We start from the raw sequence: 25723 nt of genomic DNA, 5'->3' as shown, positions 1-25723 counted from the left end.
CCAACCCACAGCGCGTCGGCGTACGGCGTAAGTCAACACTTTCCAGGAGGGCCCCAGTGGCTAAGGCGAAGTTCGAGCGGACTAAGCCGCACGTCAACATCGGCACCATCGGTCACATCGACCACGGTAAGACGACTCTTACCGCGGCGATCACCAAGGTGCTGCACGACAAGTACCCGACTCTGAACGAGGCCTCGGCCTTCGATCAGATCGACAAGGCGCCGGAAGAGCGCCAGCGCGGTATCACCATCTCCATCGCGCACGTCGAGTACCAGACCGAGGCCCGGCACTACGCCCACGTCGACTGCCCGGGGCACGCGGACTACATCAAGAACATGATCACCGGTGCGGCCCAGATGGACGGTGCGATCCTGGTCGTCGCCGCCACCGACGGCCCGATGCCGCAGACGCGTGAGCACGTGCTGCTCGCCCGTCAGGTCGGCGTGCCGGCGATGGTCGTCGCCCTGAACAAGTGCGACATGGTCGACGACGAGGAGATCCTGGAGCTCGTCGAGCTCGAGGTTCGCGAGCTGCTCAGCGACCAGGAGTTCGACGGCGACAACGCTCCCGTCGTGCACGTTGCGGCTCACCCGGCACTGCAGGGTGACGAGAAGTGGGGCAAGTCCATCCTCGAGTTGATGGATGCTGTCGACTCCTACATCCCGCAGCCGGTCCGCGAGATCGACAAGCCGTTCCTGATGCCGGTGGAGGATGTCTTCACCATCACGGGTCGCGGTACCGTCATCACCGGCCGGATCGAGCGCGGCGTGGTCAAGGTCAACGAGACCGTCGACCTGATCGGAATCCGCGAGGCCAAGCAGACCACCACGGTCACCGGCATCGAGATGTTCCGCAAGTTGCTCGACACCGGTGAGGCCGGCGAGAACGTCGGTCTGCTGCTTCGTGGCACCAAGCGCGAGGACGTCGAGCGCGGCATGGTCGTCATCAAGCCGGGCACCACCACCCCGCACACCAACTTCGACGCTTCGGTCTACATCCTGTCGAAGGAGGAGGGTGGCCGTCACACGCCGTTCTTCCAGAACTACCGGCCCCAGTTCTACTTCCGCACCACGGACGTCACCGGCGTCGTCACGCTGCCCGAGGGCACCGAGATGGTCATGCCGGGCGACAACACCGACATGTCGGTCGAGCTGATCCAGCCGATCGCCATGGAAGAGGGCCTGAAGTTCGCGATCCGTGAAGGTGGCCGCACCGTCGGCGCCGGCCGGGTCACCAAGATCCTCAAGTGATTTCATGAGGTCCGCGAGGGCTCGCTCGTTGAGCCTTCGCGGACCTCTGCTTTACGCCTGATCCAGGGCAAGTCGGGGTCGGTGACTCCGGAACGGTTCGGGATCTGGGCGTAAAGCCACCTCGATTGGCATTTCGATGCCGATCTCTGGCACACTATTCAGGTTGCTCAGGCGAGGCCGCCGGGGCGCGCCGCAGACGTGTTTCTGCCAGGTGCGCCGGACCGGAGACCATGCCGAGGTTCCGGTCCGAGACCGAACCCCGATCACCATCCCAGGGTCGAAAGATGTGTGGTGACGCGCGTGCCGCGTCCACGACACACCCGACCTCGGGGGTCGGAGCAACGAAGACGAATGACGAAGAGAAGGACGAAGCGAAGCGATGGCGGGACAAAAGATCCGCATCCGGCTGAAGGCCTACGACCACGAGGTCATCGACAGCTCGGCGCGCAAGATCGTCGACACGGTGACGCGTACTGGTGCGAAGGTTGCTGGCCCGGTGCCGTTGCCGACGGAAAAGAACGTGTTCTGCGTCATCCGCTCGCCGCACAAGTACAAGGACAGCCGCGAGCACTTCGAGATGCGCACCCACAAGCGGCTCATCGACATCATCGACCCCACGCCGAAGACCGTCGACTCGCTGATGCGTCTCGACCTGCCGGCCGGTGTCGACATCGAGATCAAGCTCTGAGGGAAACGCGAAACCAATGAGCCCTGTAAACATGGCAAAAACAGGCAAAACCACTCGCGGTCTGCTGGGCACCAAGCTCGGTATGACCCAGACCTGGGACGAGAACAACCGAGTCGTCCCCGTCACCGTGATCCAGGCCGGCCCCTGCGTGGTCACCGAGGTTCGTACCTCGGCCAGCCACGGCTACGACGGCGTGCAGATCGCTTTCGGCGACATCGACCCCCGCAAGGTGAACTCGCCGATGCGCGGCCACTTCGAGAAGGCTGGTGTGACCCCGCGTCGCCACCTGCTCGAACTGCGCACCGCTGACGCCAGCGAGTACACGCTCGGCCAGGAGATCAAGGCCGAGGCGTTCGCCGCCGGCGAGATCGTCGACGTGTCCGCCACCAGCAAGGGCAAGGGCTTCGCCGGTGTGATGAAGCGGCACGGCTTCCACGGTCTCAGCTCCACCCACGGTGTGCACAAGAAGCACCGTTCGCCGGGCTCCATCGGCGGGTGCGCGACCCCGGGCCGGGTCTTCAAGGGCCTCAAGATGGCCGGCCGGATGGGCAACGAGAAGGTCACCACGCAGAACGTCACGGTCCACGCGATCGACGTCGAGCGTGGCCTGGTCCTGCTCAAGGGTGCCGTCCCCGGCCCCAAGGGCGGCCTCGTGCTGATCCGCAACGCCGCGAAGGGAGCTACCAAATGAGCACCGTTGACGTCGTCGTCGTGAAGGGCGACAAGGTCAGCAAGAAGGGCTCCGCGGAGCTCCCCGCCGACCTGTTCGACGTACAGGCGAACATCCCGCTGATCCACCAGGTCGTCGTAGCGCAGCTGGCCGCTGCCCGTCAGGGCACGCACAAGGTCAAGACCCGCGCCGAGGTGTCCGGTGGTGGCGCCAAGCCGTACCGCCAGAAGGGCACCGGCCGCGCCCGTCAGGGCTCGACCCGCGCGCCGCAGTTCACCGGTGGTGGCGTGGTGCACGGCCCGACCCCGCGTGACTACAGCCAGCGGACCCCGAAGAAGATGATCGCCGCCGCCCTGCGCGGTGCGCTCTCCGACCGGGCCCGCGAAGGCCGCGTCATCGTGGTCGACCAGTTCGTGGACGGCGACGTGCCCTCCACCAAGGTCGCCCGCAAGGTCCTGGCCGAGGTCACCGAGTTCCTGAAGCTGCTGGTGGTTGTCGAGCGCGACGACGACGTGACGCTGCTGAGCCTGCGCAACGTGCCGACCGTGCACCTGATCGCGGCCGACCAGCTGAACGCGTACGACGTGCTGTGCAACGACGCGGTCATCTTCACCACCGCGTCGCTGGCGACCTTCGTCGCAGGCACGCCGAAGGGCAAGTCCGTCAAGGCCGTCGCTACGTCGACCGAGGCCGAGCAGGAGGTAGAAGCATGAGTCACGGAGTCAACAAAGACCCGCGGGACGTGCTGCTGCGGCCGGTCGTGAGCGAGAAGAGCTACGGCCTGCTGGACGAGCAGAAGTACACGTTCGAGGTCGCCCCGGACGCCAACAAGACCGAGATCAAGCTCGCGGTCCAGAAGGTGTTCAAGGTGCGGGTCACCAGCGTCAACACGATCAACCGCAAGGGCAAGCGCCGCCGTACCCGTACGGGCTGGGGCAAGCGTCCTGACACCAAGCGAGCGATCGTCAGCCTTGCCGGCGACGACCGCATCGACATCTTCGGAGGCCAGTCGTAATGGGTATCCGCAAATACAAGCCGACGACGCCGGGCCGCCGTGGCTCCAGCGTTGCCGACTTCGTCGAGCTCACCCGTTCGACCCCTGAGAAGTCCCTGCTCCGCCCGCTGCCGAAGAAGGGTGGCCGGAACAGCTCCGGCAAGATCACCACTCGGCACCACGGTGGCGGTCACAAGCGCGCCTACCGCCTGATCGACTTCAAGCGGTACGACAAGGACGGCGTGCCGGCCAAGGTCGCGGAGATCGAGTACGACCCGAACCGCACCGCCCGGATCGCACTGCTGCACTACGTCGACGGCGAGAAGCGCTACATCCTCGCCCCGGCCAACCTGAAGCAGGGCACGATCGTCGAGAACGGTCCGGCCCGCGGACATCAAGGTCGGCAACAACCTGCCGCTGCGCAACATCCCGGTCGGTTCCACGGTGCACGCCGTCGAACTGCGCCCGGGTGGTGGCGCCAAGATGGCCCGCTCCGCCGGTGCCAGCGTTCAGCTGGTCGCCAAGGAGGGCCGGATGGCCACCCTGCGGATGCCTTCGGGCGAGGTCCGGATGGTCGACGTACGCTGCCGCGCCACCCTCGGTGAGGTCGGCAACGGCGAGCAGTCGAACATCAACTGGGGCAAGGCCGGCCGGATGCGCTGGAAGGGCAAGCGCCCGACCGTCCGTGGTGTCGCCATGAACCCGGTCGACCACCCGCACGGTGGTGGTGAGGGTAAGACCTCGGGTGGACGTCACCCGGTGTCCCCATGGGGCAAGCCCGATGGCCGCACCCGTGGTCACAAGGAAAGCGATCGCATGATCGTCCGGCGCCGCAAGGCCGGCAAGAAGCGCTGATAGGGAGCCGGACAGATGCCACGCAGCCTCAAGAAGGGCCCGTTCGTCGACCACCACCTGTTGAAGAAGGTGGAGGTGCAGAACGAAAAGGGCACCAAGAACGTGATCAAGACCTGGTCGCGCCGATCGATGATCATTCCGACCATGATCGGTCACACCCTGGCGGTGCACGACGGCCGCAAACATGTCCCCGTGTTCGTGACGGACGCGATGGTCGGGCACAAGCTCGGCGAGTTCGCCCCGACCCGGACGTTCAAGGGCCACGAAAAAGACGACCGCAAGGCACGGCGTCGCTGACCTAGGTCAGCGACGAAGCGCAGAGCAACCTACGGAGAGATTCGAACATCATGAGCGTAATGGAGCGTAGGGCAGTCAGTGCCCGTCGCGAGGGCCTGCTGGGCGACGAGCCCGGGGCCTTCGCGGTCGCGCGCTTCGTCCGCGTGACGCCGATGAAGGCACGTCGCGTGGTCGACCTGGTGCGCGGCATGGGCGTCGACGACGCACTCGCCACTCTGAAGTTCGCCCCGCAGGCCGCTGCCGAGACCGTGTACAAGGTCGTCGACAGCGCCGTGGCGAACGCCGAGGGCACCGAGCACCTGAGCCGCGCCGACCTGGTCGTGGTGAAGGCCTATGTGGACGAGGGCCCGACGCTGAAGCGTCACCGCCCCCGTGCCCAGGGTCGCGCGACCCGGATCGACAAGCGGACCAGCCACATCACCGTCGTGGTCGGCCCGAAGGTCGAGGCCGCGCCGCCGGCGAAGAAGGCCGATGCCAACAAGGCGGACGCCAAGAAGGACGACGCAAAGAAGGGCGCGGCCAGCAAGGCCACCGCCAAGAAGGCGCCGGCCAAGAAGGCAACCGCCAAAAAGGCTGAGAAGAAGGAGACCCGATAGTGGGCCAGAAGGTAAACCCGCACGGGTTCCGACTCGGCATCAGCACGGACCACAAGAGCCGGTGGTACGCGGAGAAGCTGTACAAGGACTACGTGGGCGAGGACGTCAAGATCCGTCGCTTGCTGAGCAAGGGCATGGAGCGCGCAGGCATCTCCCGGGTGGAGATCGAGCGCACCCGTGACCGTGTCCGCGTCGACATCCACACCGCCCGTCCGGGCATCGTCATCGGTCGCCGCGGCGCCGAGGCGGACCGGATCCGGGGCAGCCTCGAGGAGCTCACCGGCAAGCAGGTGCAGTTGAACATCCTCGAGGTCAAGAACGCCGAGGTCGACGCACAGCTCGTCGCCCAGGGCGTTGCCGAGCAGCTGTCCGGCCGCGTGGCGTTCCGTCGCGCGATGCGCAAGGCGATGCAGACCACCATGCGTGGCGGCGCCCTGGGCATCCGGATCCAGTGCTCCGGCCGTCTCGGTGGCGCTGAGATGTCGCGTTCGGAGTTCTACCGCGAAGGCCGGGTGCCCCTGCACACGCTTCGCGCGGACATCGACTACGGCTTCTACGAGGCCCGGACGACCTTCGGCCGGATCGGCGTGAAGGTCTGGATCTACAAGGGCGACGTCGCCGGCACCCGCGCCGAGCGCGAGGCGCAGGCCGCCGCTCGGGCCGCTACCCAGCAGCGTGGCCGTCCGGCCCGCCGTGACGGTGGTGGCGACCGCGGTGACCGTGGTGGTCGCGGTGGTGACCGTGGCGGTCGTAATGACCGTCGTGACGGTGGCGCCCGCAATGACGCCCCGAAGGCTGACGCGACGGCGGCTCCGGCTGCCGAGAAGCCGGCCGAGACGACCGGAACGGAGAGCTGAACGATGCTCATCCCCCGTAAGGTCAAGCACCGCAAGCAGCACCACCCGAAGCGCTCCGGCGCTGCCAAGGGTGGCACCGCGCTGGCGTTCGGCGACTTCGGCATCCAGGCCGTCGAGAGCCACTACGTCACGAACCGGCAGATCGAGTCCGCTCGTATCGCGATGACCCGGCACATCAAGCGTGGCGGAAAGGTCTGGATCAACATCTACCCGGACCGCCCGCTGACCAAGAAGCCTGCCGAGACCCGGATGGGTTCCGGCAAGGGTTCGCCCGAGTGGTGGATCGCCAACGTCAAGTCCGGCCGGGTGATGTTCGAACTGTCCGGTGTTGACGAGGAGACCGCTCGCGAGGCGATGCGCCGCGCGATTCACAAGTTGCCGATGAAGTGCAAATTCATCACCCGAGAGGCAGGTGAGAACTGATGGCTATCGTGACTGCCGCTGAGCTGCGGAACCTTGGCAAGGCTGAGCTTCTGGAGAAGCTGGGCGAGGCCAAGGAGGAGCTGTTCAACCTCCGGTTCCAGGCTGCCACGGGTCAGCTGGAGTCCCACGGACGGCTGCGCGCCGTCAAGAAGGACATCGCCCGCATCTACACGGTGCTGACCGAGCGTGCGCTCGGGATCACCGAAGAGGTCGACCAGACCGCGCCCGTGGCTGAGGCCGAGGACGCCGTGGAAGAGACCGCGGACGACAGCGAGAAGGCTGGGAGCAAGGCATGACCGAGAATGCAGCGAAGGACGACACCGTGAGCACGACCCCCGACGCGAAGCGCGGCAACCGCAAGACCAAGGTCGGTCTGGTGCTGAGCGACAAGATGGACAAGACCGTGACGGTCGAGGTCGAGGACCGGGTCAAGCACAAGCTGTACGGCAAGGTCATCCGCCGCACCAGCAAGCTCAAGGCCCACGATGAGCAGAACGCCGCCGGCATCGGCGACCGCGTCCTCCTGATGGAGACCCGGCCGCTGTCCGCCACCAAGCGTTGGCGCATCGTGGAGATCCTCGAGAAGGCCAAGTAATCAGCCTCTCAAGGGCCTTTCGGGCAGCGCAACGCCCAGCTGTACCCAATCGAAATCATTCGTTCCGCAAGGCTCATGTGAGTGAGAACCAGCGAGACAACCAGGAGATCAACAGATGATCCAGCAGGAGTCGCGACTGAAGGTCGCCGACAACACGGGTGCCAAGGAAATCTTGTGCATCCGCGTGCTCGGTGGCTCCGGTCGGCGCTATGCCGGTGTCGGTGACACGATCGTCGCCACCGTCAAGGACGCGATCCCGGGCGGCGGCGTCAAGAAGGGCGACGTCGTCAAGGCCGTCATCGTTCGCACTGTGAAGGAGCGCCGGCGTCCGGACGGCTCCTACATCCGGTTCGACGAGAACGCCGCCGTGATCCTCAAGGCCGACGGCGAGCCGCGCGGCACCCGCATCTTCGGGCCGGTCGGCCGGGAGTTGCGCGAGAAGAAGTTCATGAAGATCATCTCGCTCGCTCCGGAGGTGCTCTGAGATGGCAGCCCAGAAGAAGCTGCACGTGAAGAAGGGTGATCTCGTTCGCGTGATCGCCGGTAAGTCCAAGGGCCACGAGGGCAAGATCATCTCGGTGCTGCCTGAGGCTGAGAAGGTCATCGTCGAAGGCGTGAACCGGGTCAAGAAGCACACCAAGGTGCAGCAGGCCCAGCGCGGCGGCACCACGGGTGGCATCGTCACCCAGGAAGCCCCGATCCACGTCTCCAACGTGATGCTGCTCGTCGAGACCACCGACGCGGATGGCAAGAAGCAGAAGGTCACCACGCGCGTCGGCTACAACCGCGTCGAGGTGCAGAAGCGGCGCCCCGACGGTTCGACGTACACCGGGTTCCGCAGCGTGCGTATCTCGCGCCGCACCGGCGAGGAGATCTGATGACTGCTACGGCAACCGAGAACGGCAGCGTTCAACCGCGGATGAAGACGAAGTACCGCGAGGAGATCGTCGCCAAGCTGCGCGAGGAGTTCCAGTTCGAGAACGTCATGCAGGTGCCCGGGCTCACCAAGATCGTGGTGAACATGGGTGTCGGCGAGGCGGCTCGCGACTCCAAGCTGATCGACGGCGCGATCAACGACCTGGCGGCGATCACCGGCCAGAAGCCGTCGGTGACCAAGGCCCGCAAGTCCATCGCGCAGTTCAAGCTGCGTGAAGGCATGCCGATCGGTGCGCACGTCACGCTGCGCGGCGACCGGATGTGGGAGTTCCTGGACCGGCTGCTCGCCTTGGCGCTGCCCCGGATCCGTGACTTCCGTGGCCTGTCGGCGAAGCAGTTCGACGGCAACGGGAACTACACCTTCGGTCTGACCGAGCAGGTGATGTTCCACGAGATCAACCAGGACCGGATCGACCGGGTCCGCGGCATGGACATCACCGTGGTGACCACCGCCAAGAACGACGACGAGGGGCGTGCGCTGCTGCGGCAGCTCGGCTTCCCGTTCAAGGAGAACTGACGTGGCGAAGACAGCACTCAAGGTCAAGCAGGCCCGGACGCCGAAGTTCGCAGTGCGCGGCTACACCCGTTGCCAGCGCTGCGGCCGGCCGAAGGCGGTCTTCCGCAAGTTCGGCCTGTGCCGGATCTGCCTGCGGGAGATGGCGCACCGGGGCGAGCTGCCCGGCGTCACCAAGTCCAGCTGGTGACCCACCGCTTGTCCAGCACCGATCTTTTCTCCAACCACCATCTAGTCACCGTAGGTCGCCGGCCGGCGAAACCACGGCGGGAAAGAGGCCCCAGGCCATGACGATGACCGACCCGATCGCAGACATGTTGACACGTCTGCGCAACGCCAACCAGGCGTATCACGAGTCGACCCAGATGCCGTACAGCAAGATCAAGCAGGGCATTGCCGACATCCTCCAGCAGGAGGGTTACATCTCGGCCTACAAGGTCGAGGAGCCCAAAGAGGGCACCGTCGGTAAGACCCTCGTGGTGGACCTGAAGTTCGGTCCGAGCCGCGAGCGCTCGATCGCCGGCGTACGGCGGATCAGCAAGCCCGGTCTGCGGGTGTATGCGAAGTCGACCAACCTGCCCAAGGTGCTCGGTGGCCTCGGCGTCGCGATCATCTCGACGTCACAGGGATTGCTGACGGACCGGCAGGCCAAGCACAAGGGCGTTGGCGGGGAAGTCCTCGCCTACGTCTGGTGACGAAGAACCGGAAGGAGGACCACTCTCATGTCTCGCATCGGTAAGCTCCCGATCACGGTCCCGTCCGGCGTCGACGTCACGATCGACGGCCAGACGGTCACCGTTAAGGGTCCCAAGGGTCAGCTCTCGCACGTTGTTGCGGAGCCCATCGCGGTCGCTCGCGACGAGGACGGCACCATTGCCGTCTCGCGTCCGGACGAGCAGCGCAAGAGCAAAGAACTGCACGGCCTGTCCCGCACTCTGATCGCCAACCTGGTGACCGGCGTGACGGACGGCTACGAGAAGAAGCTCGAGATCGTCGGCGTCGGTTACCGCGTCCTGTCAAAGGGCCCGGCCACGCTGGAGTTCTCGCTCGGCTACAGCCACACGATCACGGTGGAGGCGCCGGAAGGCATCACCTTCGTGGTGGAGGCGCCGACCAAGTTCTCGGTGCAGGGAATCGACAAGCAGTCGGTCGGTGAGGTTGCCGCCAACATCCGCAAGCTGCGCAAGCCCGAGCCGTACAAGGGCAAGGGTGTCCGGTACGCCGGCGAGCAGGTGCGCCGCAAGGTCGGAAAGGCTGGTAAGTAACCATGGCGATCGGATTGCGTCACAACAAGCACTCCGCCAAGAAGACCTCTTCCCGGCTGCGTCGTCAGATCCGCGTCCGCAAGAAGGTCAACGGCACGGCCGACCGGCCGCGCCTGGTGGTCAGCAAGTCCTCGAAGCACCTGTTCGCTCAGGTCATCGACGACGTCGCCGGCGTCACCCTGGTCTCGGCTTCCACGATGGAGTCGGACCTGCGCGGTGCGGAGGCGAACAAGACGGACAAGGCCAAGACCGTGGGCGGCTTGATCGCCGACCGCGCGAAGGCCGCCGGTATCGACTCGGTCGTCTTCGACCGGGCCGGGAACAAGTACCACGGACGGATCGCGGCCCTGGCCGACGCCGCCCGTGAGAGCGGCCTCGGCTTCTGACATGGCGACACAAAAGGAAGAAGGTAGTTCGAAATGAGCGGAGGCCAGCAGCGTCGCGGAGGCGGCGCCGGTGGTGAGCGCCGTGGCCGTGACGGTGGTCGCGGTCAGGCAGCTGACAAGACCGCCTACATCGAGCGCGTGGTAGCCATCAACCGTGTTGCCAAGGTCGTGAAGGGTGGTCGTCGCTTCAGCTTCACCGCCCTCGTGGTCGTCGGTGACGGTGAAGGCACCGTCGGTGTGGGTTACGGAAAGGCCAAGGAGGTGCCCGCGGCGATCGCCAAGGGTGTCGAGGAGGCCAAGAAGTCGTTCTTCAAGGTCCCCAGGATCCAAGGCACCATCCCGCACCCCGTCCAGGGTGAGAAGGCCGCCGGCGTCGTCATGCTGCGCCCGGCTGCTCCTGGTACCGGAGTGATCGCGGGTGGCTCGGCGCGCGCCGTACTGGAGTGCGCCGGGATCCACGACATCCTGAGCAAGTCGCTGGGTTCCTCCAACGCGATCAACGTGGTTCACGCCACGGTGGCCGCGCTGCAGGCCCTGGAGACGCCGGAAGCCGTGGCCGCGCGCCGTGGCATGCCGGTCGAGCACGTCGCCCCGGCGGCGCTGCTGAAGGCGCGGGCGGAGGGAATCTCCTGATGGCACGCTTGAAGGTGACCCAGACCCGTTCCGGCATCGGTGGCAAGCAGAACCAGCGCGACACCCTGCGCACGCTGGGCGTGAAGCGGATCGGCGATGTCGCCGTTCACGACGACCGCCCGGAGATCCGTGGCATGGTGCGTGCGGTTCGCCACCTCATCACCGTCGAAGAGGTTGACTGACATGACGCTCAAGGTTCATCACCTGCGTCCGGCGCCCGGCGCCAAGACCGCCAAGACCCGCGTGGGTCGTGGTGAGGGCAGCAAGGGCAAGACGGCCGGCCGCGGTACCAAGGGCAGCAAGGCCCGTAACAACATCCCCGAAGGCTTCGAGGGTGGCCAGATGCCGCTGCACATGCGGCTTCCGAAGCTGAAGGGCTTCAAGAGCAGGAACCGAGTGGAGTTCCAGGTCGTTAACCTGGACAAGCTCGGACAGCTGTTCCCCGAAGGTGGCGAGATCGGCGTAGCCGACCTGGTCGCCAAGGGTGCGGTCCGAGACAGTCTCCCGGTGAAGGTGCTGGGCGACGGCGAGTTGACCGTTGCACTGCAGGTTTCGGTTCACAAGTTCTCGAAGTCCGCCAAGGAGAAGATCGCGGCGGCCGGGGGAACCACCACCGAGGTGTGATTGCCAGGGCTCGTGCGAGCCAGCGTTTGTTATCCTCACGCTGGAGTTCGGACGAGCCCTGGTTCGTCTCTTGCCCAGCTGCTTTGCTAGGCCCCTGCCCTGACCGGGCACAGGAAACTTATGGGAGGACAGGGTGTTAGGCGCCTTTGCCAACGCGTTCAAGACTCCGGACCTGCGCCGGAAGATCTTGTTCGTGCTCTTCATCGTCGTGATCTTCCGCATCGGCTCGGTCGTGCCGGCACCTGGCGTCAACGTCAAGTCGTTGAACACGTGCCTGAAAGCAGCCACGTCGGGTCAGAACGCGAACCTGTACAACCTGATCAACCTGTTCTCCGGTGGGGCGCTGCTCCAGCTCGCGGTCTTCGCGCTGGGCATCATGCCGTACATCACCGCCAGCATCATTCTGCAGCTGCTCACCGTGGTCATCCCGCGGCTCGAGTCGCTGAAGAAGGAGGGCCAGGCGGGGCAGACCAAGATCACCCAGTACACCCGGTTCCTGACCGTGGGCCTTGCGATCCTGCAGGCGACCGCGTTCGTGGCACTGGCCCGGACCCCCGGCCGGCTCTTCCCGAGCTGCCAGGAGCCGTTGCTGCACAACGACAAGTGGTTCACCGTCGTCGTGATGGTGCTGACCATGACCGCCGGTACCGGCGTGATCATGTGGCTGGGCGAGCTGATCACCGACCGTGGTGTCGGTAACGGTATGTCGATCCTGATCTTCACCCAGATCGTCGCCACCTTCCCGACACAGCTGTGGAACATCCGCAAGCAGAAGGGCATCGGCACCTTCATCGTCGTGCTGGCCATCGGTCTGGTGATCATGGCGGCCGTCATCTTCATCGAGCAGGCGCAGCGCCGGATCCCGGTCCAGTACGCCAAGCGGATGGTCGGCCGGAAGATGTTCGGCGGTACCTCCACCTACATCCCGCTGAAGGTGAACCAGGCCGGCGTCATCCCGGTCATCTTCGCCTCGAGCCTGCTCTATCTGCCGGTACTGGTCAGCCAGTTCAAATCGCAGGAGAAGTGGGCGCAGTGGATCCAGGGGAACCTGGTCAAGGGCGACCACCCGATCTACATGGTGACGTATGTCGCCCTGATCATCTTCTTCACGTACTTCTACGTCTCGATTACCTTCAACCCGAAGGAAGTCGCAGACAACATGAAGAAGTACGGCGGCTTCATCCCCGGGATCCGGGCGGGCCGGCCGACCGAGGAGTACCTCTCCTACGTCTTGTCCCGCATCACGCTGCCGGGCGCGCTCTACCTCGCGGTCATCTCGATGATCCCGCTGGTCGCCCTGGTGCTCTTGAACGCGAGCCAGAACTTCCCGTTCGGTGGTACGTCGATCCTGATCATGGTCGGCGTCGGACTGGACACGGTGAAGCAGATCGAGAGTCAGTTGCAGCAGCGTAACTACGAAGGGTTCCTGCGCTGATGAGAATGTTGCTGATGGGTCCGCCCGGGGCGGGTAAGGGTACGCAGGCAAAGGTGCTTGCGGACCGGCTCGGAATCCCGGCTGTTTCCACCGGCGACATTTTCCGCGCGAACGTCAAGGACGAGACCCCGCTGGGGCTCGAGGCGAAGCGCTTCATGGACGCGGGCAACTACGTGCCGGACGAGGTCACCAACGCGATGGTGCGCGACCGGCTCTCCGACGCTGACGCGGGGGAGGGGTTCCTGCTCGACGGGTACCCCCGCACCCTGCCTCAGGTCGGCACCCTTGACGACATCCTGGCCGACCACGGGCACAAGCTGGACGCCGTGGTGGCGCTGGTCGCGGACACCGACGTGCTGGTGGACCGGATGCTGCGCCGGGCCAAGACCGACGGCCGGGCCGACGACTCCGAAGAGGTCGTCCGGCACCGGCAGGACGTGTACGCCGCCGAGACCAAGCCGCTGCTGCAGGTGTACGCCCAGCGCGGCCTGCTGGTCGAGGTCGACGGCGTGGGCGAGATCGACGAGGTGAGCGAGCGCGTGCTCGCCGCCCTCAAATCGTTGACCGACGGACACTGAGCTGCAGTGATTTTCAAGGACCGCGGGATCGAGATCAAGACCCGCGAACAGATCGTCGCGATGCGTGCGGCCGGCCTGGTGGTCGGCCGCACGCTCGAACTGCTGCGCTCCGAGGTCAAGGCCGGGATCACCACCGGGGACCTGGACGCGATCGCCGAGGACAGCATCCGGTCGGCCGGCGCGACGCCGTCCTTCAAGGGCTACCACGGCTTCACCGGTTCGATCTGCGCGTCGGTGAACGACGAGATCGTGCACGGCATCCCCGGTGACCGGGTGCTGGCCGAGGGTGACCTGATCTCGATCGACTGCGGTGCGATCGTGAACGGCTGGCACGGCGACGCGGCGATCACGGTCGGCGTCGGCGAAACGGCTCCGGAGCTGCTCGAGCTGGCCCGGATCTGCGACGAGTCGATGTGGCGTGGGTTCGCCGCCGCCCGGCTCGGTGGCCGGCTGACCGACATCTCGGCCGCCGTCGAGCAGCACGTGCGCGCCAACTCGTCGTACGGGATCGTCGAGGACTTCGTCGGGCACGGGATCGGGTCGGCGATGCACCAGCCGCCGAACGTGCCGAACTTCGGCAAGGCCGGCCGTGGTCCCAAGCTGGTCGAGGGTCTCGCGCTCGCGGTCGAGCCGATGCTGACCTTCGGCAAGCAGGACAACCACACCCTCGAAGACGACTGGACCGTGGTCACCGATGACGGCACGGTCGCGGCGCACACCGAGCACTCGTTCACCCTGACACCGCTCGGCCCGTGGGTGCTGACCGCGCTCGATGGTGGCGAGGCCCGGCTCAAGGAGCTCGGCGTCACCTTCGGCCCGCTCGCCGACTGAGACTCACTCCATCGGTTGACAGCCCCGGGTCCATCCGTCGGGGGACGCCGTGCGGTCCTGGGCTGAGGCACACTTGAGACATGCCCAGTCAGTACCAGCCACACCAGCGCTTCACCGAGACCGACCGCGAGAAGATCGCCGGCCGGTTGCGGGACGCCTTCGCCGACGGCCGGCTGGACCAGCCCGAGTTCAGCTCGCGGCTCGACCAGCTCTACGCCGTCCAGACGTACGGCGAGCTGGAACCGCTGGTGCGTGACCTTCCGCCGGTCCGGACCTACCAGACGCCCGCGAACGTCCAGGACGTCGCGCCGGCGCCTGCCCCGGGGCAGTTCCCCGAGCGGCAGAAGAACAAGGATCACCACCCGGCCCGCGCCCTGGCCGGCGGGTTCACGGGTGTGGTGATGATCAACGTGGTGATCTGGTTCGTGATCGGGCTCGCCAGCGGCGGCCACTGGCCGCACTTCTGGCCGGTCTGGCTGCTGATCCCGTGGGCGTTCTTCGCCATGGGCAATTTCAGAAGGCGCGGTTGACGGCGGCCCCGCCCGGACGCCGGAGCCGGTCGCCGCGGCTCCGGCCGGACTGGGCCTGGCAGCTGCGGCAGGGCTCGGCCCTGGTCTTCGTGGTCTGGTTCGCCGTCGCCGTACCGCTGGTGTTGTTCGGCCTCCTGGTGGAGCCGCGCTGGGTCGGCTGGATGGTGATGGGCTGGTTCGCCGTACTGGTGGTCTTCACGCTGGCGATGCGGTGGTCCGAACTGCGGTTGCGACGGGCCTGGGAGGACGTCGTCGAGCAGATGGGCTGGCACTTCAGCGCCGTCGAGGCCGGGGTGCTGGACCGCTGGCCGTTCCCGCCGTTCGACGCGGATCCGCGGGCAGAGGCGGTCGACGTGACGAGCGGCCGGCACCGCGGCCGGGAGTTCTGGAGCGGACGGTTCCGGCACCAGGTACGGCGTCGCAAGCTGGGCTTCGACTTCCTGGATCTGGAGGTCGACCGGCCACTGCCGCCGCTACAGGTGCTGCCCGTCTCGCTCGCTCCGGTGGCGGCCGCGAGCCTGCTGCCGATCAAGCTGACTGTCGAGGGGTCGGCGGAGGGCTACCGGGTGTTCAACGGCCGTGAGGACCTGGCCCTGCAGGCCCTGAATCCGCGGGCCGTCGAGGCGCTCGGACAGGTACCACCGTTCGGATTCAGCTGCGAGGGCCGGCGTTTCGTCGCCATCCTGCCCGCCTTCCGCGATGCCGGTACGGCGCTGGCGCACCTGGACGCCGCTTGCGACCTGCTCGACCTGATGCCGGAGCATGTCTGGCAGGCGGGCGAGCAATGGGCCGCCACCTCCACCCAGCAGGAGTCACCGGGTTAGGTGGGGGAGAAGTGCTGCTAGGTCCTCGTCGCCGGCTCCGGCTGCTACAGCCCGCTTCAGGAGTTCCTGGATCGGTAGGAGGATTTCCGGACTCACCGCTTGGTCCTCGGCTGCTTGGATGAGGTTGGCGAACCCCGTCGCCTGCATGGCGAGATTGGAGCCGGCCGCACCCGGCTGCGCGCCGTACTCGAGGTCGTTGGCCATCCGGGGCAGTGACGTGAGCATGGCGGTGAGCCAGGGCAGCAGTAGGTCGGTAGTAAAGGCGGTTGGTGAGAGTTGCTCGCTGCCGATCAATGCGTACGCCTGGAGTGCGCCGCCGAAGAGGCCGTACATCGCGCTGAGCAAGGCGATATCGTGCAGTGGGGCCAGACCTGGGTCTGCTCCTAGGTAGGTCGCTCTGCCCAGTACTGCAAGGCCGTGCTGGTGTTGTTCGAAGGCGGTGCTGGACCCGCTGTACAGCACGGATGCGGCCGGACCGCCGATCATCGCGGGCACAGCCATGATGCCGCCGTCGATGTACTGCGCGCCGAGGCGTTCAGCCCAGTCCGCAGTACTCCGTGCTTGTGCCGGGGTGCCGTTGGTGAGGTTGACCAGGACCTTCTCGGTGAGGCCGGCGTCATCAATCGCTTCGTGGACGCTGGCGTAGTCGAGCAGACAGACGATCACCAGACCGTTGGCGGCGATGGCGTCGGTGAGAGTGGCGGCGCGCACGGCACCGAGGCCGTCGAGTTCCGGGGAGCGGCCTGGGGTGCGGTTCCAGACGGTGGTCGGGTGGCCGGCGGCCAGGAAAGCCCGGGCGAGGGCGGTTCCCATCGCGCCGAGGCCCAGGACGGTGACAGATGTCTTCATGTCGTCCAGCTTGGATTGATGGTTTAAAGTCAACAAGTACCTACTAATTTGTCAGGTACTTACCAAGAGGTCAGTGAGGTGCATGATGGTGGCCGCGATTCCGTACACCTGTGGGCTGGACGCCGCCGCCGATGTGATCGGGGGCAAGTGGAAGCCCCGCATCCTCTGGGCCCTGCACCACGGTCCGCGTCGTTTCGGTCAACTCCGCAAGGACATCGCCGGCGTCACCGAGAAGATGCTCATCCAGCAGCTCCGCGACCTCGAAGCCCGGCACATAGTCCACCGTGAGGTCTTCCACCAGGTCCCGCCCAAGGTCGAGTACTCCCTGACCCCGCTGGGCGAATCGCTCAACGAGGCGTTGGCTCCCCTCGACACCTGGGGCGCTGCTCACCTCGCGGAGTTGGAGTCGAGCCGCTAGCGTCCGGGGCTCGATTGGGTTTCCGGCGGGTAGGTGGCGTACACTCTTTCCTTGGCTCTTTGTAGCCTCTGATCGTGCTGCCCGCGGCTGCCTGATGTTTGCGAATCTTCGCGCCGTCGGGAGGGTAGCGGATGTTCGGGGGTGGTGCTGAGCCACCCAGCAGTACCTTCCATCAGTTGTCTACAGAAGTGCGAGGACATGCCCAAAAAAGAGGGAGTTATCGAACTCGAGGGCACCATCGTCGAGGCCCTGCCGAACGCGATGTTCCGTGTTGAGCTGTCCAACGGGCACAAGGTGCTCGCGCACATCAGCGGCAAGATGAGGCAGCACTACATCCGGATCCTTCCTGAGGACCGGGTAGTCGTGGAGCTGTCGCCGTACGACCTCACCCGGGGTCGCATCGTCTACCGGTACAAGTAACCAGCCCACCTGTCGAAGAAAGAAGCTCGATGAAGGTCAATCCGAGCGTCAAGAAGATCTGCGACAAGTGCAAGGTGATCCGCCGTCACGGTCGGGTCATGGTGATCTGCGAGAACCCGCGGCACAAGCAGCGGCAAGGCTGATCCAGCCCCACCTCAAGGCTTCACAGCACTTTCGCACCACAGCGCGCATGCTCGTCCAGAACCAGCACGACTCTGGATGTTGCCCCCGGAACAGAGGCCGGGGCCTTGCCGGTGAACAACTCACCGAGGCGGGCAAGGACGCAGCGCGCCACCACACCTCTGCCGACGAAAGGAACACCGCCACATGGCACGCCTCGTAGGGGTCGACCTGCCGCGCGACAAGCGCATCGAGGTCGCTCTGACCTACATCTTCGGTGTAGGTCGTACTCGCGCCCTGAAGACGCTCGAAGCCACCGGCATCTCCGGTGACAAGCGCGTCCACGAACTGGGCGACGAAGAACTGGTCAAGCTCCGCGACTGGATCGAAGGCAATTACCAGATCGAAGGTGACCTCCGCCGTGAGGTGACCGCGGACATCCGCCGCAAGATCGAGATCGGGTCCTACCAGGGTCGCCGTCATCGCAGCGGCCTGCCGGTGCGCGGTCAGCGCACCAAGACGAACGCCCGCACCCGGAAGGGTCGCAAGAAGGCGATCGCCGGCAAGAAGAAGAAGTGACCCGGATGACCCAGTGCCTCGACCCGTTTGCAGACGATACTGCCAGGAGTAACTGACTTATGCCTCCCAAGAGCCGCTCAGCGGCCGGCGCGAAGAAGGTGCGCCGCAAGGAGAAGAAGAACGTGGCCGTCGGCCACGCGCACATCAAGAGCACGTTCAACAACACGATCGTGACGATCACCGATCCGACCGGCGCGGTCATCTCGTGGGCCTCCGCCGGCACCGTCGGCTTCAAGGGCTCGCGCAAGTCGACCCCGTTCGCCGCGCAGATGGCTGCCGAGGCAGCCGGCCGGCGCGCGATGGAGCACGGCATGAAGAAGATCGACGTGTTCGTGAAGGGTCCCGGCTCCGGCCGTGAGACCGCGATCCGTTCGCTGGGAGCTGTCGGCCTCGAGGTCGGCACCATCCAGGACGTCACCCCGACCGCACACAACGGCTGCCGCCCTCCCAAGCGGCGCCGGGTCTGACCCAGAGAAAGGTAGGCAGCGAAAATGGCCCGTTACACCGGACCCATGACCAAGAAGTCGCGCCGTCTCGGGGTCGACCTCGTCGGTGGCGACAAGGCGTTCGAGCGTCGTCCGTACCCCCCGGGTATGCACGGCCGCGGCCGTCCCAAGGAGAGCGAGTACCTGCTCCAGCTTCGTGAGAAGCAGAAGGCTCGTTACGCCTACGGCGTGCTTGAGAAGCAGTTCAGCCTGTACTACAAGGAGGCCTCGCGGCGTCCTGGTAAGACCGGTGACAACCTGCTGATCATCCTCGAGTCGCGCCTCGACAACGTCGTGTACCGCGCCGGTCTGGCCCGGACGCGCCGGCAGGCCCGTCAGCTCGTCGTCCACGGTCACTTCACCGTGAACGGCATCAAGGTGAACATCCCGTCGTACCGGGTCTCGGCCCACGACGTGATCGACGTCAAGGCCAAGTCGGTCGAGACGACGCCGTTCATCATCGCCAGGGAGACCCACTCCGAGCGAGTGGTTCCGGCCTGGCTCGAGGCGCTGCCCGAGCGGCTGCGGATCCTCGTGCACCAGTTGCCCACCCGGGCACAGATCGACACCCAGGTCGCCGAGCACCTGATCGTCGAGCTCTACTCGAAGAACTGACGTACTCCGGCCGCTGTGGCTCAGGCTGCGGCGGCCGGATCGTCGGTCTTCGGTTCGCGACCTCAAATAGTGGTCGTCGCGGAACTAGAAGGAAGAACAAAAAGTGCTTATCGCGCAGCGTCCCACCCTGGCCGAAGAGGTCGTCGACGAGCACCGCTCGCGGTTCGTGATCGAGCCGCTGGAGCCGGGCTTCGGCTACACCCTCGGCAACTCGATCCGCCGCACCCTGCTGTCGTCCATCCCGGGCGCGGCCGTCACCAGCATCAAGGTCGACGGTGTCCTGCACGAGTTCTCGACCGTCGCCGGGGTGAAGGAAGACGCCACCCAGCTGATCCTGAACCTCAAGGACCTGGTCGTCTCCTCCGAGCACGACGAGCCGGTCACCATGTACCTGCGCAAGCAGGGCCCCGGTGACGTCACCGCCGCCGACATCGCGCCGCCGGCCGGTGTCGAGGTGCACAACCCGGACCTGAAGATCGCCACCCTGAACGAGAAGGGCCGGCTCGAGATGGAGCTGGTCGTCGAGCGGGGCCGCGGCTACGTGTCCGCGATCCAGAACAAGTCCGCGGACGCCGAGATCGGCCGGATGCCGGTCGACTCGATCTACTCCCCGGTCCTCAAGGTCACCTACAAGGTCGAGGCCACCCGCGTCGAGCAGCGCACCGACTTCGACCGTCTCGTCGTGGACGTCGAGACCAAGCCGTCGATGCTGCCGCGTGACGCCGTCGCGTCGGCCGGTAAGACCCTGGTCGAGCTGTTCGGCCTGGCCCGCGAGCTGAACGTCGAGGCCGAGGGCATCGACATCGGCCCGTCGCCGGTCGACGAGCAGATGGCCGCCGACCTGGCGCTGCCGGTCGAGGACCTGCAGCTCACCGTCCGGTCCTACAACTGCCTCAAGCGCGAGGGCATCCACACCGTGGGTGAACTGATCTCCCGCAGCGAGCAGGACCTGCTGGACATCCGCAACTTCGGCTCCAAGTCGATCGACGAGGTCAAGCTGAAGCTGGCCGAGATGGGCCTGTCGCTGAAGGACTCGCCCCCCGGCTTCGACCTGCGCGCCGCCGCCGAGGCGTACGGCGACGACGCCGAGGACGAGGACGAGAGCTTCGCCGAGACCGAGCAGTACTGATAAAGGCCCATCCCAAGGTCCGCACCCGGGCCTGAGATTTCCTGGAGTTACAGAAAATGCCTACCCCCACCAAGGGATCCCGCCTCGGCGGCAGCGCGGCGCACCAGAAGCTGATCCTCAGCAACCTGGCCACCTCGCTGTTCGAGCACGGCGCGATCACGACCACGGCGACCAAGGCCAAGCGCCTGCAGCCGCTGGCGGAGTCCTTGATCACCAAGGCCAAGCGCGGCGACCTGAACGCGCGTCGTCAGGTGATGAAGCGCATCCGCGACAAGTCCGTCGTGCACGTGCTGTTCACCGAGATCGGTGAGCGCTACGCGGACCGTCCGGGCGGCTACACCCGGATCATCAAGCTCGGCCCGCGCAAGGGCGACAACGCCCCGATGGTGAAGATCGAGCTGGTCGAGGCACTGGCCGACTCGCCGAAGGCGAAGGCTGCCGCGAAGAAGGCTGCCCCGGCCAAGAAGGCGACCGCGAAGAAGGATGAGGCGAAGACCGAGGAGACCGAGGCCCCGGCCGAGGAGACCAAGGTCCAGGACTCCGTCGAGGGCAAGTTCGGCGCCGACTCGGCTGCCCCGAACGCCGACGGCTCCGCGCCGGAGGGCTTCGACATCAAGGGCAACGAGAACTCGATGAAGTACCACACCACCGAGTCCCCGTGGTACGACCAGACCGAGGCCGAGGTGTGGTTCCGCACCGAGGAGGGCCGCCGCGGCCGCCGGCTTCGCGAAGGCCGGCGAGACCGAGGACAAGTAACTCCTCAGCAAGGCAGTCAGCTGCGCCCCCGCACTTTCGAGTGCGGGGGCGCAGCTGCGTTAGGCTGAACGGCTTTCGACAGGGGGAGAGGAGTCCTGTGCGTTTGCGGATTGATCTGAGGTACGACGGCACCGGATTCCACGGCTGGGCCCGTCAGACTGCCCTCAGGAGCGTGCAGGAGACCCTGGAAGAGGCGCTCAGGACCGTACTGCGGATCTCTGAGCCCCTGACGGTCACCTGCGCCGGCAGAACCGACACGGGCGTGCATGCCCGCGGCCAGGTCGCGCATGTCGACCTGGAGACGGACATGCCCATGAGAGAGCTGATGAGACGGCTCAACGGCCTGCTGCCCGAAGATGTCGCGGTGACAGCGGTCGCAGTGGCCCCCGAAGGCTTCGACGCCAGATTCTCGGCGATAGCCCGCCGGTACGTCTACCGCGTCTGCGACCAGCCCACGACCTGGGATCCACTGCGTCGCAAGGAGGTACTACGGGTCGACCAGCCGCTGGACGTGGACCGGATGAACGAGGCGGCAACCAGGCTGCTCGGCGAGCATGACTTCGCCGCCTTCTGCAGGAAGCGGGTGGGTGCGAGCACCGTGCGTGCCCTGCTGACCTTCAGTTGGGAAAGGGTGGCTCCTGGGCTGCTGGAGGCCACAGTGATCGCGGATGCGTTCTGCCACTCGATGGTGCGAGCCCTGGTGGGCTCGGTGATCCCGGTGGGCGATGGCCGACGTGATGCGAGTTGGCCGGCCACGGTGCTTGCGGGCGGCGTACGGCACTCGGCAGTGACCGTGATGCCCGCGCATGGGCTCACTCTGGAAGAAGTGCGGTACCCAGCAGACGAAGAACTGGCCAACCGGGCGCGTGAGTCCCGTCAGGTCAGGGGAGAGGTGCACCAGCGTGGCTGACCACTACTTCTCGGCAGAGCCCACCTCTGCCGACGTACGCCGTACGGTGCAGGCCCGGATCTGGGGCCGGGAGTACACGTTCACCACGGCGTCCGGTGTGTTCTCCCGTGACCGCCTGGACCTCGGTACTGCGGTGCTGCTGCGCGAGGTGGAGGCGCCGACCGGTGGCGGGACCATCCTTGACCTGGGCACCGGGTACGGCCCGATCGCAGTAGCACTGGCAGTCGAAGCACCCGAGGCGCAGGTCTGGGCCGTCGATGTGAACACCAGGGCCCTCGAACTCACCGCGGAGAACGCGAAGGCGGCCGGTGTCGGTGACCGGGTGTACCCGGTACTGACGGACGGCGTGCCGCAGGACGTACGGTTCGACCAGATCTGGTCGAACCCGGCGATCCACATCGGCAAGCCGGAGCTGCACAAGATGTTGCTGCACTGGCTGGCCCTGCTCGCCCCGGACGGGGTGGCCTGGCTGGTGGTCGGCAAGAACCTGGGCGCGGACTCGCTGCAGAAGTGGTTGGGCGAGCAGGGCTATCCGTGTGTACGGACGGCCAGCGCCAAGGGATTCAGGGTCCTCAAAGTCACTGCAACGAACCAGGCCGCGTCGCCGTCCTGAAGGTATGGAGGCAGCCTTGGCGTCAGCAGAGGCAGAGTCAGGCACGCTCGACTTCGAGCTGTTCGTCACGGAGCGGGCCGATGCCCTGCTGCGCTTCGCCTACGTTCTGACCGGTGACGTCTCGCTGGCCGAGGACGCCGTCCAGGACGCGCTGACGACGGCCTGTGCCCGCTGGGGCCGGGTCAGCCGCGCCGACGACCCAGAGGCGTACCTGAAGCGGATGGTGGTCAACGCGCACATCTCGTGGTGGCGCCGCTTCCGCCGCCGGGAGGCGCCTGCTGCCGAACCGACCCGGACAGCGCCGCCCACTGTGGACGGGACAGCCGCCAGGGCCGACGCGGAGGCCGTCTGGGTGCTCTGCTCCACGCTGCCGGACAAGCAACGAGCCGCCGTCGTACTGCGGTTCTACGAAGAGCTGTCGTACGCCGAGATCGCGGAGCTGCTGCATTGCGCCGAGGCGACGGCCAGATCGCACGTACACAGAGCACTGGCGTCGCTGAAGGACACACTGAGCAAGGAAGGAGCCGAGGATGCCTGAGCACGAACCAGAGCAGGAGCTCGGCCCCAAGATCGCAGACGCCTTCCAGACCAAGGCGGACTCCGCCCGCGGCCTTCGGGCCCAGGGGATGGCCGCGATCGCCCGGCGCCGGGTTCGCCGCCGGCGGCAGACGCTGATCACCGCTGCGGCGACTGTGGTGGTCGCTGTGTCGATCGGCGGCGTCTGGGGCGCTATCGGTGAGCCGTCGCCGGTGTCGACGAGTGCGGGCGACAGCAAGGCCGCCGGGGAGGCGAACGGCAGTCTCGACAGCCCCGTGATGCCTCGACCGGATGCAGGATGCCCGGCGCAACACCCGATCGAGAAAGCTCCCGGTCCCGAAGCGGTGCCGGCGGGGATCGGCCTCGACGTACAGATGCCTGTCTACGGGCTCCAGGCGTGCCGCTACCGGCTTGTGCCGGGCGATCCGATGCTGCTGGGCGCTGCGGAGTTCAATGCCGACACGGCGCAACAGGTGGTCGACGCGATCAAGGTGCTGCCGGAGCGGAATCCGGCCTTGCCGGTGTTCAAGTGCGCGCCCTCCGCCGCCCAGGCCAACGAGGCGATCGTGCTCCGGTTCGACACCGCCCTTGGGCGCAAGGAGGTCTGGGTCGCGTACGACGGGTGCGCGTCGGTCGGCTTCTTCACCGGCTCGCAGACCTTCGGGCTCTACGCGGCGCCGCTGAAGTTGTTCATGAAGGGCACCGTCCGGCCGGCCGGCGGGATCTACCTGGACCACCTGAAGGGCTGGTAGGGCATAACCGTTCGCGGTACCGCGAACGGCCGGTCAGACTGGGGGCATGGGTCACGTCGATGTCGCAGGGATCGGGTTCGAGTTGCCGGACGGGCGGGTGTTGCTGGACGACATCACGTTCCGGGTCGGGGACGGGGCCAAGGTCGCCCTGGTCGGGGCCAACGGTTCCGGCAAGACCACGCTGACCAGGATCATCGCCGGCGACCTGAAAGCGCACAGCGGCAGCATCGCCCGCTCCGGCGGGCTCGGGGTGATGCGGCAGTTCGTCGGATCGGTCCGGGACTCGTCCACTGTGCGCGACCTGCTGCTCAGCGTCGCGCCGGCCGCGGTACAGGCTGCCGCCGTCAAGCTCGACGAGGCCGAGCTGACGATGATGGAGGCCGACGACGAGAAGACCCAGTTGCGCTACGCACAGGCCGTCTCCGACTGGGGCGAGGTCGGCGGCTACGACGCCGAGGTGCTCTGGGACGTCTGTACGACGAGCGCACTCGGCATCCCGTACGACAACTGCCGATGGCGTGAGGTCAAGACCCTGTCGGGCGGCGAGCAGAAGCGACTCGTCCTGGAAGCGCTGCTGCGCGGACCGGACGAAGTACTGATGCTCGACGAGCCGGACAACTACCTCGACGTACCGGGCAAGCGCTGGCTCGAGGAGCAGCTCAACGCGACTCAGAAGACCGTGCTCTACATCAGCCACGACCGCGAACTGCTGGCCAACACCGCGACCCGGATCGTCACCGTCGAACTAGGTGCCGCAGGCAACAGCATCTGGACGCACGGTGGTGGTTTCAAGACCTACCACGCGGCCCGCGCGCACCGGTTCGAGCGGTTCGAGGAGCTGCGCCGCCGCTGGGACGAGGAGCAGGCCAAGCTCAAGGCGCTGGTGCTGATGTACAAGCAGAAGGCGGCGTACAACGATGGGCTGGCGTCTCGCTACAAGGCGGCCCAGACCCGGCTGCGCAAGTTCGAGGAGGCCGGCCCGCCACAGGCGATCCCGCGCGAGCAGAAGGTCAGCATGCGTCTGACCGGCGGCCGGACCGGCAAGCGCGCGGTGGTCAGTACCGCGCTGGAGCTGACCGGACTGATGAAGCCGTTCGACCTGGAGGTCTGGTACGGCGAACGCGTGGCGGTCCTCGGCTCGAACGGGTCCGGCAAGTCGCACTTCCTGCGACTGCTCGCCAACGGTGGAACGGATCCGGACGTCGAGCACCAGCCGATCGGTGAGGTGCCGCTCGCGCCGGTCGCGCACACCGGCAACGTCAAACTCGGTGCGCGGGTCCGGCCGGGCTGGTTCGCGCAGACCCACGAGCACCCCGAGTTGCTCGGCCGGACGCTGCTGGAGATCCTGCACCGTGGCGACGAGCACCGGGAGGGGATGGGGCGCGAGCTGGCGTCGCGCAAACTCGACCGGTACGAGCTGGCGCATGCCGCCGAGCAGACCTTCGACAGTTTGTCGGGTGGTCAGCAGGCGCGGTTCCAGATCCTGCTGCTGGAGTTGTCCGGCGCGACGCTGCTGCTGCTCGACGAGCCGACCGACAACCTGGACGTGGAGTCGGCCGAAGCACTGGAGGAGGGCCTCGACGCCTTCGACGGAACGGTGCTGGCGGTCACCCACGACCGCTGGTTCTCCCGTGGCTTCGACCGCTACCTGGTCTTCGGCAGCGACGGTTCGGTCTACGAATCCCCGACCCCGGTCTGGGACGAGGGCCGGGTCGAACGCGCTCGTTAGTCAGTACCCGGATCTTCGGCATCGCTTGGT

The 25723-nt window shown here is 66.4% G+C and carries 39 protein-coding genes and 2 pseudogenes; 40 read left to right on the top strand and 1 reads right to left on the bottom strand.

Annotation, left to right across the window (positions count from 1 at the left end; translation table 11 throughout):
• Positions 1 to 56: 56 nt before the first annotated feature.
• The 27 genes and pseudogenes from tuf to F1D05_RS15240 all read left to right on the top strand — a co-directional run bounded on the left by tuf (position 57) and on the right by F1D05_RS15240 (position 15781).
• Positions 57 to 1250 carry an elongation factor Tu gene (gene tuf, locus F1D05_RS15370; protein WP_185448322.1) on the top strand — a complete coding sequence of 398 codons (1194 nt, stop codon included), beginning with the start codon at positions 57 to 59 and terminating at the stop codon, positions 1248 to 1250.
• A 379-nt stretch (positions 1251 to 1629) separates the two neighbouring features.
• Positions 1630 to 1938, top strand: coding sequence for a 30S ribosomal protein S10 (gene rpsJ / locus F1D05_RS15365; protein WP_012923688.1), 309 nt, complete (start codon positions 1630 to 1632; stop codon positions 1936 to 1938).
• 31 nt (positions 1939 to 1969) lie between these two features.
• Positions 1970 to 2629, top strand: a complete 660-nt coding sequence (rplC, locus tag F1D05_RS15360; protein WP_185448321.1) for a 50S ribosomal protein L3 — start codon at positions 1970 to 1972, stop codon at positions 2627 to 2629.
• Positions 2626 to 3321 carry a 50S ribosomal protein L4 gene (rplD, locus tag F1D05_RS15355; protein WP_185448320.1) on the top strand — a complete coding sequence of 232 codons (696 nt, stop codon included), beginning with the start codon at positions 2626 to 2628 and terminating at the stop codon, positions 3319 to 3321. Before rplC ends, rplD begins: the two co-directional genes overlap by 4 nt.
• A complete protein-coding gene (rplW, locus tag F1D05_RS15350) occupies positions 3318 to 3623 on the top strand; it encodes a 50S ribosomal protein L23 (RefSeq protein ID WP_112243217.1) in 306 nt (101 codons plus the stop codon). The genes rplD and rplW overlap by 4 nt, the downstream gene beginning before the upstream one ends.
• A pseudogene (gene rplB / locus F1D05_RS15345) lies at positions 3623 to 4457 on the top strand (50S ribosomal protein L2). Before rplW ends, rplB begins: the two are co-directional and overlap by 1 nt.
• Before the next feature lie 15 nt (positions 4458 to 4472).
• On the top strand, positions 4473 to 4754 hold the full coding sequence (gene rpsS, locus F1D05_RS15340) for a 30S ribosomal protein S19 (protein ID WP_112243213.1): 282 nt from the start codon (positions 4473 to 4475) through the stop codon (positions 4752 to 4754).
• Between the two features lie 59 nt (positions 4755 to 4813).
• Positions 4814 to 5272: pseudogene (rplV, locus tag F1D05_RS15335) on the top strand (50S ribosomal protein L22); the annotation flags it as partial.
• A 77-nt stretch (positions 5273 to 5349) separates the two neighbouring features.
• A complete protein-coding gene (gene rpsC / locus F1D05_RS15330) occupies positions 5350 to 6207 on the top strand; it encodes a 30S ribosomal protein S3 (RefSeq protein WP_185448318.1) in 858 nt (285 codons plus the stop codon).
• A gap of 3 nt (positions 6208 to 6210) precedes the next feature.
• Positions 6211 to 6630: a 50S ribosomal protein L16 gene (rplP, locus tag F1D05_RS15325; RefSeq protein ID WP_185448317.1), complete on the top strand. Its 420-nt coding sequence runs from the start codon at positions 6211 to 6213 to the stop codon at positions 6628 to 6630.
• Positions 6630 to 6926 carry a 50S ribosomal protein L29 gene (gene rpmC, locus F1D05_RS15320; protein WP_185448316.1) on the top strand — a complete coding sequence of 99 codons (297 nt, stop codon included), beginning with the start codon at positions 6630 to 6632 and terminating at the stop codon, positions 6924 to 6926. The genes rplP and rpmC overlap by 1 nt, the downstream gene beginning before the upstream one ends.
• Positions 6923 to 7225 (top strand): 30S ribosomal protein S17, encoded by a 303-nt coding sequence (rpsQ, locus tag F1D05_RS15315; RefSeq protein WP_185448315.1) that lies wholly within the window; start codon positions 6923 to 6925, stop codon positions 7223 to 7225. The genes rpmC and rpsQ overlap by 4 nt, the downstream gene beginning before the upstream one ends.
• A gap of 115 nt (positions 7226 to 7340) precedes the next feature.
• Positions 7341 to 7709: a 50S ribosomal protein L14 gene (rplN, locus tag F1D05_RS15310; protein ID WP_020388099.1), complete on the top strand. Its 369-nt coding sequence runs from the start codon at positions 7341 to 7343 to the stop codon at positions 7707 to 7709.
• A gap of 1 nt (position 7710) precedes the next feature.
• On the top strand, positions 7711 to 8103 hold the full coding sequence (rplX, locus tag F1D05_RS15305) for a 50S ribosomal protein L24 (protein WP_185448314.1): 393 nt from the start codon (positions 7711 to 7713) through the stop codon (positions 8101 to 8103).
• Complete coding sequence (gene rplE, locus F1D05_RS15300) at positions 8103 to 8678, top strand: 50S ribosomal protein L5 (protein WP_185448313.1); 576 nt, start codon at positions 8103 to 8105, stop codon at positions 8676 to 8678. Before rplX ends, rplE begins: the two co-directional genes overlap by 1 nt.
• A gap of 1 nt (position 8679) precedes the next feature.
• Positions 8680 to 8865 carry a type Z 30S ribosomal protein S14 gene (locus F1D05_RS15295; protein WP_132167346.1) on the top strand — a complete coding sequence of 62 codons (186 nt, stop codon included), beginning with the start codon at positions 8680 to 8682 and terminating at the stop codon, positions 8863 to 8865.
• A gap of 97 nt (positions 8866 to 8962) precedes the next feature.
• Positions 8963 to 9370, top strand: a complete 408-nt coding sequence (rpsH, locus tag F1D05_RS15290; RefSeq protein ID WP_185448312.1) for a 30S ribosomal protein S8 — start codon at positions 8963 to 8965, stop codon at positions 9368 to 9370.
• Positions 9371 to 9397: 27 nt separating this feature from the next.
• Positions 9398 to 9940, top strand: a complete 543-nt coding sequence (gene rplF / locus F1D05_RS15285; protein WP_185448311.1) for a 50S ribosomal protein L6 — start codon at positions 9398 to 9400, stop codon at positions 9938 to 9940.
• Between the two features lie 2 nt (positions 9941 to 9942).
• Positions 9943 to 10326 carry a 50S ribosomal protein L18 gene (rplR, locus tag F1D05_RS15280; RefSeq protein ID WP_185448310.1) on the top strand — a complete coding sequence of 128 codons (384 nt, stop codon included), beginning with the start codon at positions 9943 to 9945 and terminating at the stop codon, positions 10324 to 10326.
• A gap of 33 nt (positions 10327 to 10359) precedes the next feature.
• Positions 10360 to 10959, top strand: coding sequence for a 30S ribosomal protein S5 (rpsE, locus tag F1D05_RS15275; RefSeq protein ID WP_185448309.1), 600 nt, complete (start codon positions 10360 to 10362; stop codon positions 10957 to 10959).
• Complete coding sequence (rpmD, locus tag F1D05_RS15270) at positions 10959 to 11141, top strand: 50S ribosomal protein L30 (RefSeq protein WP_185448308.1); 183 nt, start codon at positions 10959 to 10961, stop codon at positions 11139 to 11141. Before rpsE ends, rpmD begins: the two co-directional genes overlap by 1 nt.
• A 1-nt stretch (position 11142) precedes the next feature.
• The gene (rplO, locus tag F1D05_RS15265; protein WP_112243159.1) at positions 11143 to 11583 is read left to right on the top strand and encodes a 50S ribosomal protein L15; all 441 of its coding nucleotides are present in this window, start codon (positions 11143 to 11145) and stop codon (positions 11581 to 11583) included.
• A 133-nt stretch (positions 11584 to 11716) separates the two neighbouring features.
• Positions 11717 to 13018 carry a preprotein translocase subunit SecY gene (gene secY / locus F1D05_RS15260; protein WP_185448307.1) on the top strand — a complete coding sequence of 434 codons (1302 nt, stop codon included), beginning with the start codon at positions 11717 to 11719 and terminating at the stop codon, positions 13016 to 13018.
• Entirely contained in the window at positions 13018 to 13596 is a 579-nt protein-coding gene (locus F1D05_RS15255; RefSeq protein WP_185448306.1) for an adenylate kinase, read from the top strand. Before secY ends, F1D05_RS15255 begins: the two co-directional genes overlap by 1 nt.
• Before the next feature lie 6 nt (positions 13597 to 13602).
• Positions 13603 to 14427 (top strand): type I methionyl aminopeptidase, encoded by an 825-nt coding sequence (gene map, locus F1D05_RS15250; RefSeq protein WP_185448305.1) that lies wholly within the window; start codon positions 13603 to 13605, stop codon positions 14425 to 14427.
• A gap of 80 nt (positions 14428 to 14507) precedes the next feature.
• Entirely contained in the window at positions 14508 to 14957 is a 450-nt protein-coding gene (locus F1D05_RS15245; RefSeq protein ID WP_185448304.1) for a DUF1707 SHOCT-like domain-containing protein, read from the top strand.
• Positions 14954 to 15781, top strand: a complete 828-nt coding sequence (locus tag F1D05_RS15240) for a hypothetical protein (RefSeq protein WP_185448303.1) — start codon at positions 14954 to 14956, stop codon at positions 15779 to 15781. The genes F1D05_RS15245 and F1D05_RS15240 overlap by 4 nt, the downstream gene beginning before the upstream one ends.
• Here F1D05_RS15240 and F1D05_RS15235 read toward each other — a convergent pair.
• The gene (locus F1D05_RS15235) at positions 15770 to 16630 is read right to left on the bottom strand and encodes an NAD(P)-dependent oxidoreductase (protein ID WP_185448302.1); all 861 of its coding nucleotides are present in this window, start codon (positions 16628 to 16630) and stop codon (positions 15770 to 15772) included. The genes F1D05_RS15240 and F1D05_RS15235 overlap by 12 nt on opposite strands.
• 85 nt (positions 16631 to 16715) lie before the next feature.
• Between F1D05_RS15235 and F1D05_RS15230 the strand changes: the two genes are divergently transcribed.
• The 13 genes from F1D05_RS15230 (at position 16716) to F1D05_RS15170 (ending at position 25693) form a co-directional block, all read left to right on the top strand.
• Positions 16716 to 17048, top strand: a complete 333-nt coding sequence (locus tag F1D05_RS15230; protein ID WP_185448301.1) for a winged helix-turn-helix transcriptional regulator — start codon at positions 16716 to 16718, stop codon at positions 17046 to 17048.
• Positions 17049 to 17246: 198 nt separating this feature from the next.
• The gene (gene infA / locus F1D05_RS15225; protein WP_012923661.1) at positions 17247 to 17468 is read left to right on the top strand and encodes a translation initiation factor IF-1; all 222 of its coding nucleotides are present in this window, start codon (positions 17247 to 17249) and stop codon (positions 17466 to 17468) included.
• 29 nt (positions 17469 to 17497) lie between these two features.
• Entirely contained in the window at positions 17498 to 17611 is a 114-nt protein-coding gene (rpmJ, locus tag F1D05_RS15220) for a 50S ribosomal protein L36 (protein WP_008361054.1), read from the top strand.
• A gap of 184 nt (positions 17612 to 17795) precedes the next feature.
• Positions 17796 to 18167 carry a 30S ribosomal protein S13 gene (gene rpsM / locus F1D05_RS15215; RefSeq protein WP_132402604.1) on the top strand — a complete coding sequence of 124 codons (372 nt, stop codon included), beginning with the start codon at positions 17796 to 17798 and terminating at the stop codon, positions 18165 to 18167.
• Positions 18168 to 18226: 59 nt separating this feature from the next.
• Complete coding sequence (gene rpsK, locus F1D05_RS15210; RefSeq protein WP_185448300.1) at positions 18227 to 18634, top strand: 30S ribosomal protein S11; 408 nt, start codon at positions 18227 to 18229, stop codon at positions 18632 to 18634.
• A 24-nt stretch (positions 18635 to 18658) separates the two neighbouring features.
• Entirely contained in the window at positions 18659 to 19267 is a 609-nt protein-coding gene (gene rpsD / locus F1D05_RS15205; RefSeq protein WP_185448299.1) for a 30S ribosomal protein S4, read from the top strand.
• A 103-nt stretch (positions 19268 to 19370) separates the two neighbouring features.
• Positions 19371 to 20396: a DNA-directed RNA polymerase subunit alpha gene (locus F1D05_RS15200; protein WP_112243143.1), complete on the top strand. Its 1026-nt coding sequence runs from the start codon at positions 19371 to 19373 to the stop codon at positions 20394 to 20396.
• A 56-nt stretch (positions 20397 to 20452) separates the two neighbouring features.
• Positions 20453 to 21220: a 50S ribosomal protein L17 gene (gene rplQ / locus F1D05_RS42550; RefSeq protein WP_185448298.1), complete on the top strand. Its 768-nt coding sequence runs from the start codon at positions 20453 to 20455 to the stop codon at positions 21218 to 21220.
• A gap of 29 nt (positions 21221 to 21249) precedes the next feature.
• On the top strand, positions 21250 to 22062 hold the full coding sequence (truA, locus tag F1D05_RS15190) for a tRNA pseudouridine(38-40) synthase TruA (RefSeq protein ID WP_185448297.1): 813 nt from the start codon (positions 21250 to 21252) through the stop codon (positions 22060 to 22062).
• The gene (locus F1D05_RS15185) at positions 22055 to 22675 is read left to right on the top strand and encodes a class I SAM-dependent methyltransferase (RefSeq protein ID WP_185448296.1); all 621 of its coding nucleotides are present in this window, start codon (positions 22055 to 22057) and stop codon (positions 22673 to 22675) included. The genes truA and F1D05_RS15185 overlap by 8 nt, the downstream gene beginning before the upstream one ends.
• Before the next feature lie 16 nt (positions 22676 to 22691).
• Entirely contained in the window at positions 22692 to 23213 is a 522-nt protein-coding gene (locus F1D05_RS15180) for a SigE family RNA polymerase sigma factor (protein WP_246486717.1), read from the top strand.
• On the top strand, positions 23206 to 23964 hold the full coding sequence (locus tag F1D05_RS15175; RefSeq protein ID WP_185448294.1) for a hypothetical protein: 759 nt from the start codon (positions 23206 to 23208) through the stop codon (positions 23962 to 23964). Before F1D05_RS15180 ends, F1D05_RS15175 begins: the two co-directional genes overlap by 8 nt.
• 46 nt (positions 23965 to 24010) lie before the next feature.
• Positions 24011 to 25693 carry an ABC-F family ATP-binding cassette domain-containing protein gene (locus tag F1D05_RS15170; protein WP_185448293.1) on the top strand — a complete coding sequence of 561 codons (1683 nt, stop codon included), beginning with the start codon at positions 24011 to 24013 and terminating at the stop codon, positions 25691 to 25693.
• The last annotated feature ends 30 nt before the right edge of the window (positions 25694 to 25723 follow it).

The sequence above is a fragment of the Kribbella qitaiheensis genome, from assembly GCF_014217565.1.
GTDB lineage: Bacteria > Actinomycetota > Actinomycetes > Propionibacteriales > Kribbellaceae > Kribbella > Kribbella qitaiheensis_A.
Note: the sequence above shows the minus strand (reverse complement) of the source record. Positions and strands in the feature narration are given on the sequence as shown.

Coding starts and splice junctions, on each gene's coding strand:
- rpsD (WP_185448299.1), top strand. CDS start 18,659: ATGGCCCGTTACACCGGACCCATGACCAAGAAGTCGCGCCGTCTCGGG.
- rplC (WP_185448321.1), top strand. CDS start 1,970: ATGGCAAAAACAGGCAAAACCACTCGCGGTCTGCTGGGCACCAAGCTC.
- rpsK (WP_185448300.1), top strand. CDS start 18,227: ATGCCTCCCAAGAGCCGCTCAGCGGCCGGCGCGAAGAAGGTGCGCCGC.
- rpsQ (WP_185448315.1), top strand. CDS start 6,923: ATGACCGAGAATGCAGCGAAGGACGACACCGTGAGCACGACCCCCGAC.
- rpsM (WP_132402604.1), top strand. CDS start 17,796: ATGGCACGCCTCGTAGGGGTCGACCTGCCGCGCGACAAGCGCATCGAG.
- F1D05_RS15230 (WP_185448301.1), top strand. CDS start 16,716: ATGGTGGCCGCGATTCCGTACACCTGTGGGCTGGACGCCGCCGCCGAT.
- F1D05_RS15235 (WP_185448302.1), bottom strand. CDS start 16,630: ATGAAGACATCTGTCACCGTCCTGGGCCTCGGCGCGATGGGAACCGCC.
- infA (WP_012923661.1), top strand. CDS start 17,247: ATGCCCAAAAAAGAGGGAGTTATCGAACTCGAGGGCACCATCGTCGAG.
- F1D05_RS15245 (WP_185448304.1), top strand. CDS start 14,508: ATGCCCAGTCAGTACCAGCCACACCAGCGCTTCACCGAGACCGACCGC.
- rplR (WP_185448310.1), top strand. CDS start 9,943: ATGGCGATCGGATTGCGTCACAACAAGCACTCCGCCAAGAAGACCTCT.
- rplQ (WP_185448298.1), top strand. CDS start 20,453: ATGCCTACCCCCACCAAGGGATCCCGCCTCGGCGGCAGCGCGGCGCAC.
- rpsJ (WP_012923688.1), top strand. CDS start 1,630: ATGGCGGGACAAAAGATCCGCATCCGGCTGAAGGCCTACGACCACGAG.
- rplP (WP_185448317.1), top strand. CDS start 6,211: ATGCTCATCCCCCGTAAGGTCAAGCACCGCAAGCAGCACCACCCGAAG.
- rplF (WP_185448311.1), top strand. CDS start 9,398: ATGTCTCGCATCGGTAAGCTCCCGATCACGGTCCCGTCCGGCGTCGAC.
- F1D05_RS15175 (WP_185448294.1), top strand. CDS start 23,206: ATGCCTGAGCACGAACCAGAGCAGGAGCTCGGCCCCAAGATCGCAGAC.
- rpsE (WP_185448309.1), top strand. CDS start 10,360: ATGAGCGGAGGCCAGCAGCGTCGCGGAGGCGGCGCCGGTGGTGAGCGC.
- rpmJ (WP_008361054.1), top strand. CDS start 17,498: ATGAAGGTCAATCCGAGCGTCAAGAAGATCTGCGACAAGTGCAAGGTG.
- rpsS (WP_112243213.1), top strand. CDS start 4,473: ATGCCACGCAGCCTCAAGAAGGGCCCGTTCGTCGACCACCACCTGTTG.
- rplN (WP_020388099.1), top strand. CDS start 7,341: ATGATCCAGCAGGAGTCGCGACTGAAGGTCGCCGACAACACGGGTGCC.
- rpmC (WP_185448316.1), top strand. CDS start 6,630: ATGGCTATCGTGACTGCCGCTGAGCTGCGGAACCTTGGCAAGGCTGAG.
- rpmD (WP_185448308.1), top strand. CDS start 10,959: ATGGCACGCTTGAAGGTGACCCAGACCCGTTCCGGCATCGGTGGCAAG.
- rplO (WP_112243159.1), top strand. CDS start 11,143: ATGACGCTCAAGGTTCATCACCTGCGTCCGGCGCCCGGCGCCAAGACC.
- rplD (WP_185448320.1), top strand. CDS start 2,626: ATGAGCACCGTTGACGTCGTCGTCGTGAAGGGCGACAAGGTCAGCAAG.
- rpsH (WP_185448312.1), top strand. CDS start 8,963: ATGACGATGACCGACCCGATCGCAGACATGTTGACACGTCTGCGCAAC.
- F1D05_RS15255 (WP_185448306.1), top strand. CDS start 13,018: ATGAGAATGTTGCTGATGGGTCCGCCCGGGGCGGGTAAGGGTACGCAG.
- rplX (WP_185448314.1), top strand. CDS start 7,711: ATGGCAGCCCAGAAGAAGCTGCACGTGAAGAAGGGTGATCTCGTTCGC.
- rplW (WP_112243217.1), top strand. CDS start 3,318: ATGAGTCACGGAGTCAACAAAGACCCGCGGGACGTGCTGCTGCGGCCG.
- rplE (WP_185448313.1), top strand. CDS start 8,103: ATGACTGCTACGGCAACCGAGAACGGCAGCGTTCAACCGCGGATGAAG.
- F1D05_RS15170 (WP_185448293.1), top strand. CDS start 24,011: ATGGGTCACGTCGATGTCGCAGGGATCGGGTTCGAGTTGCCGGACGGG.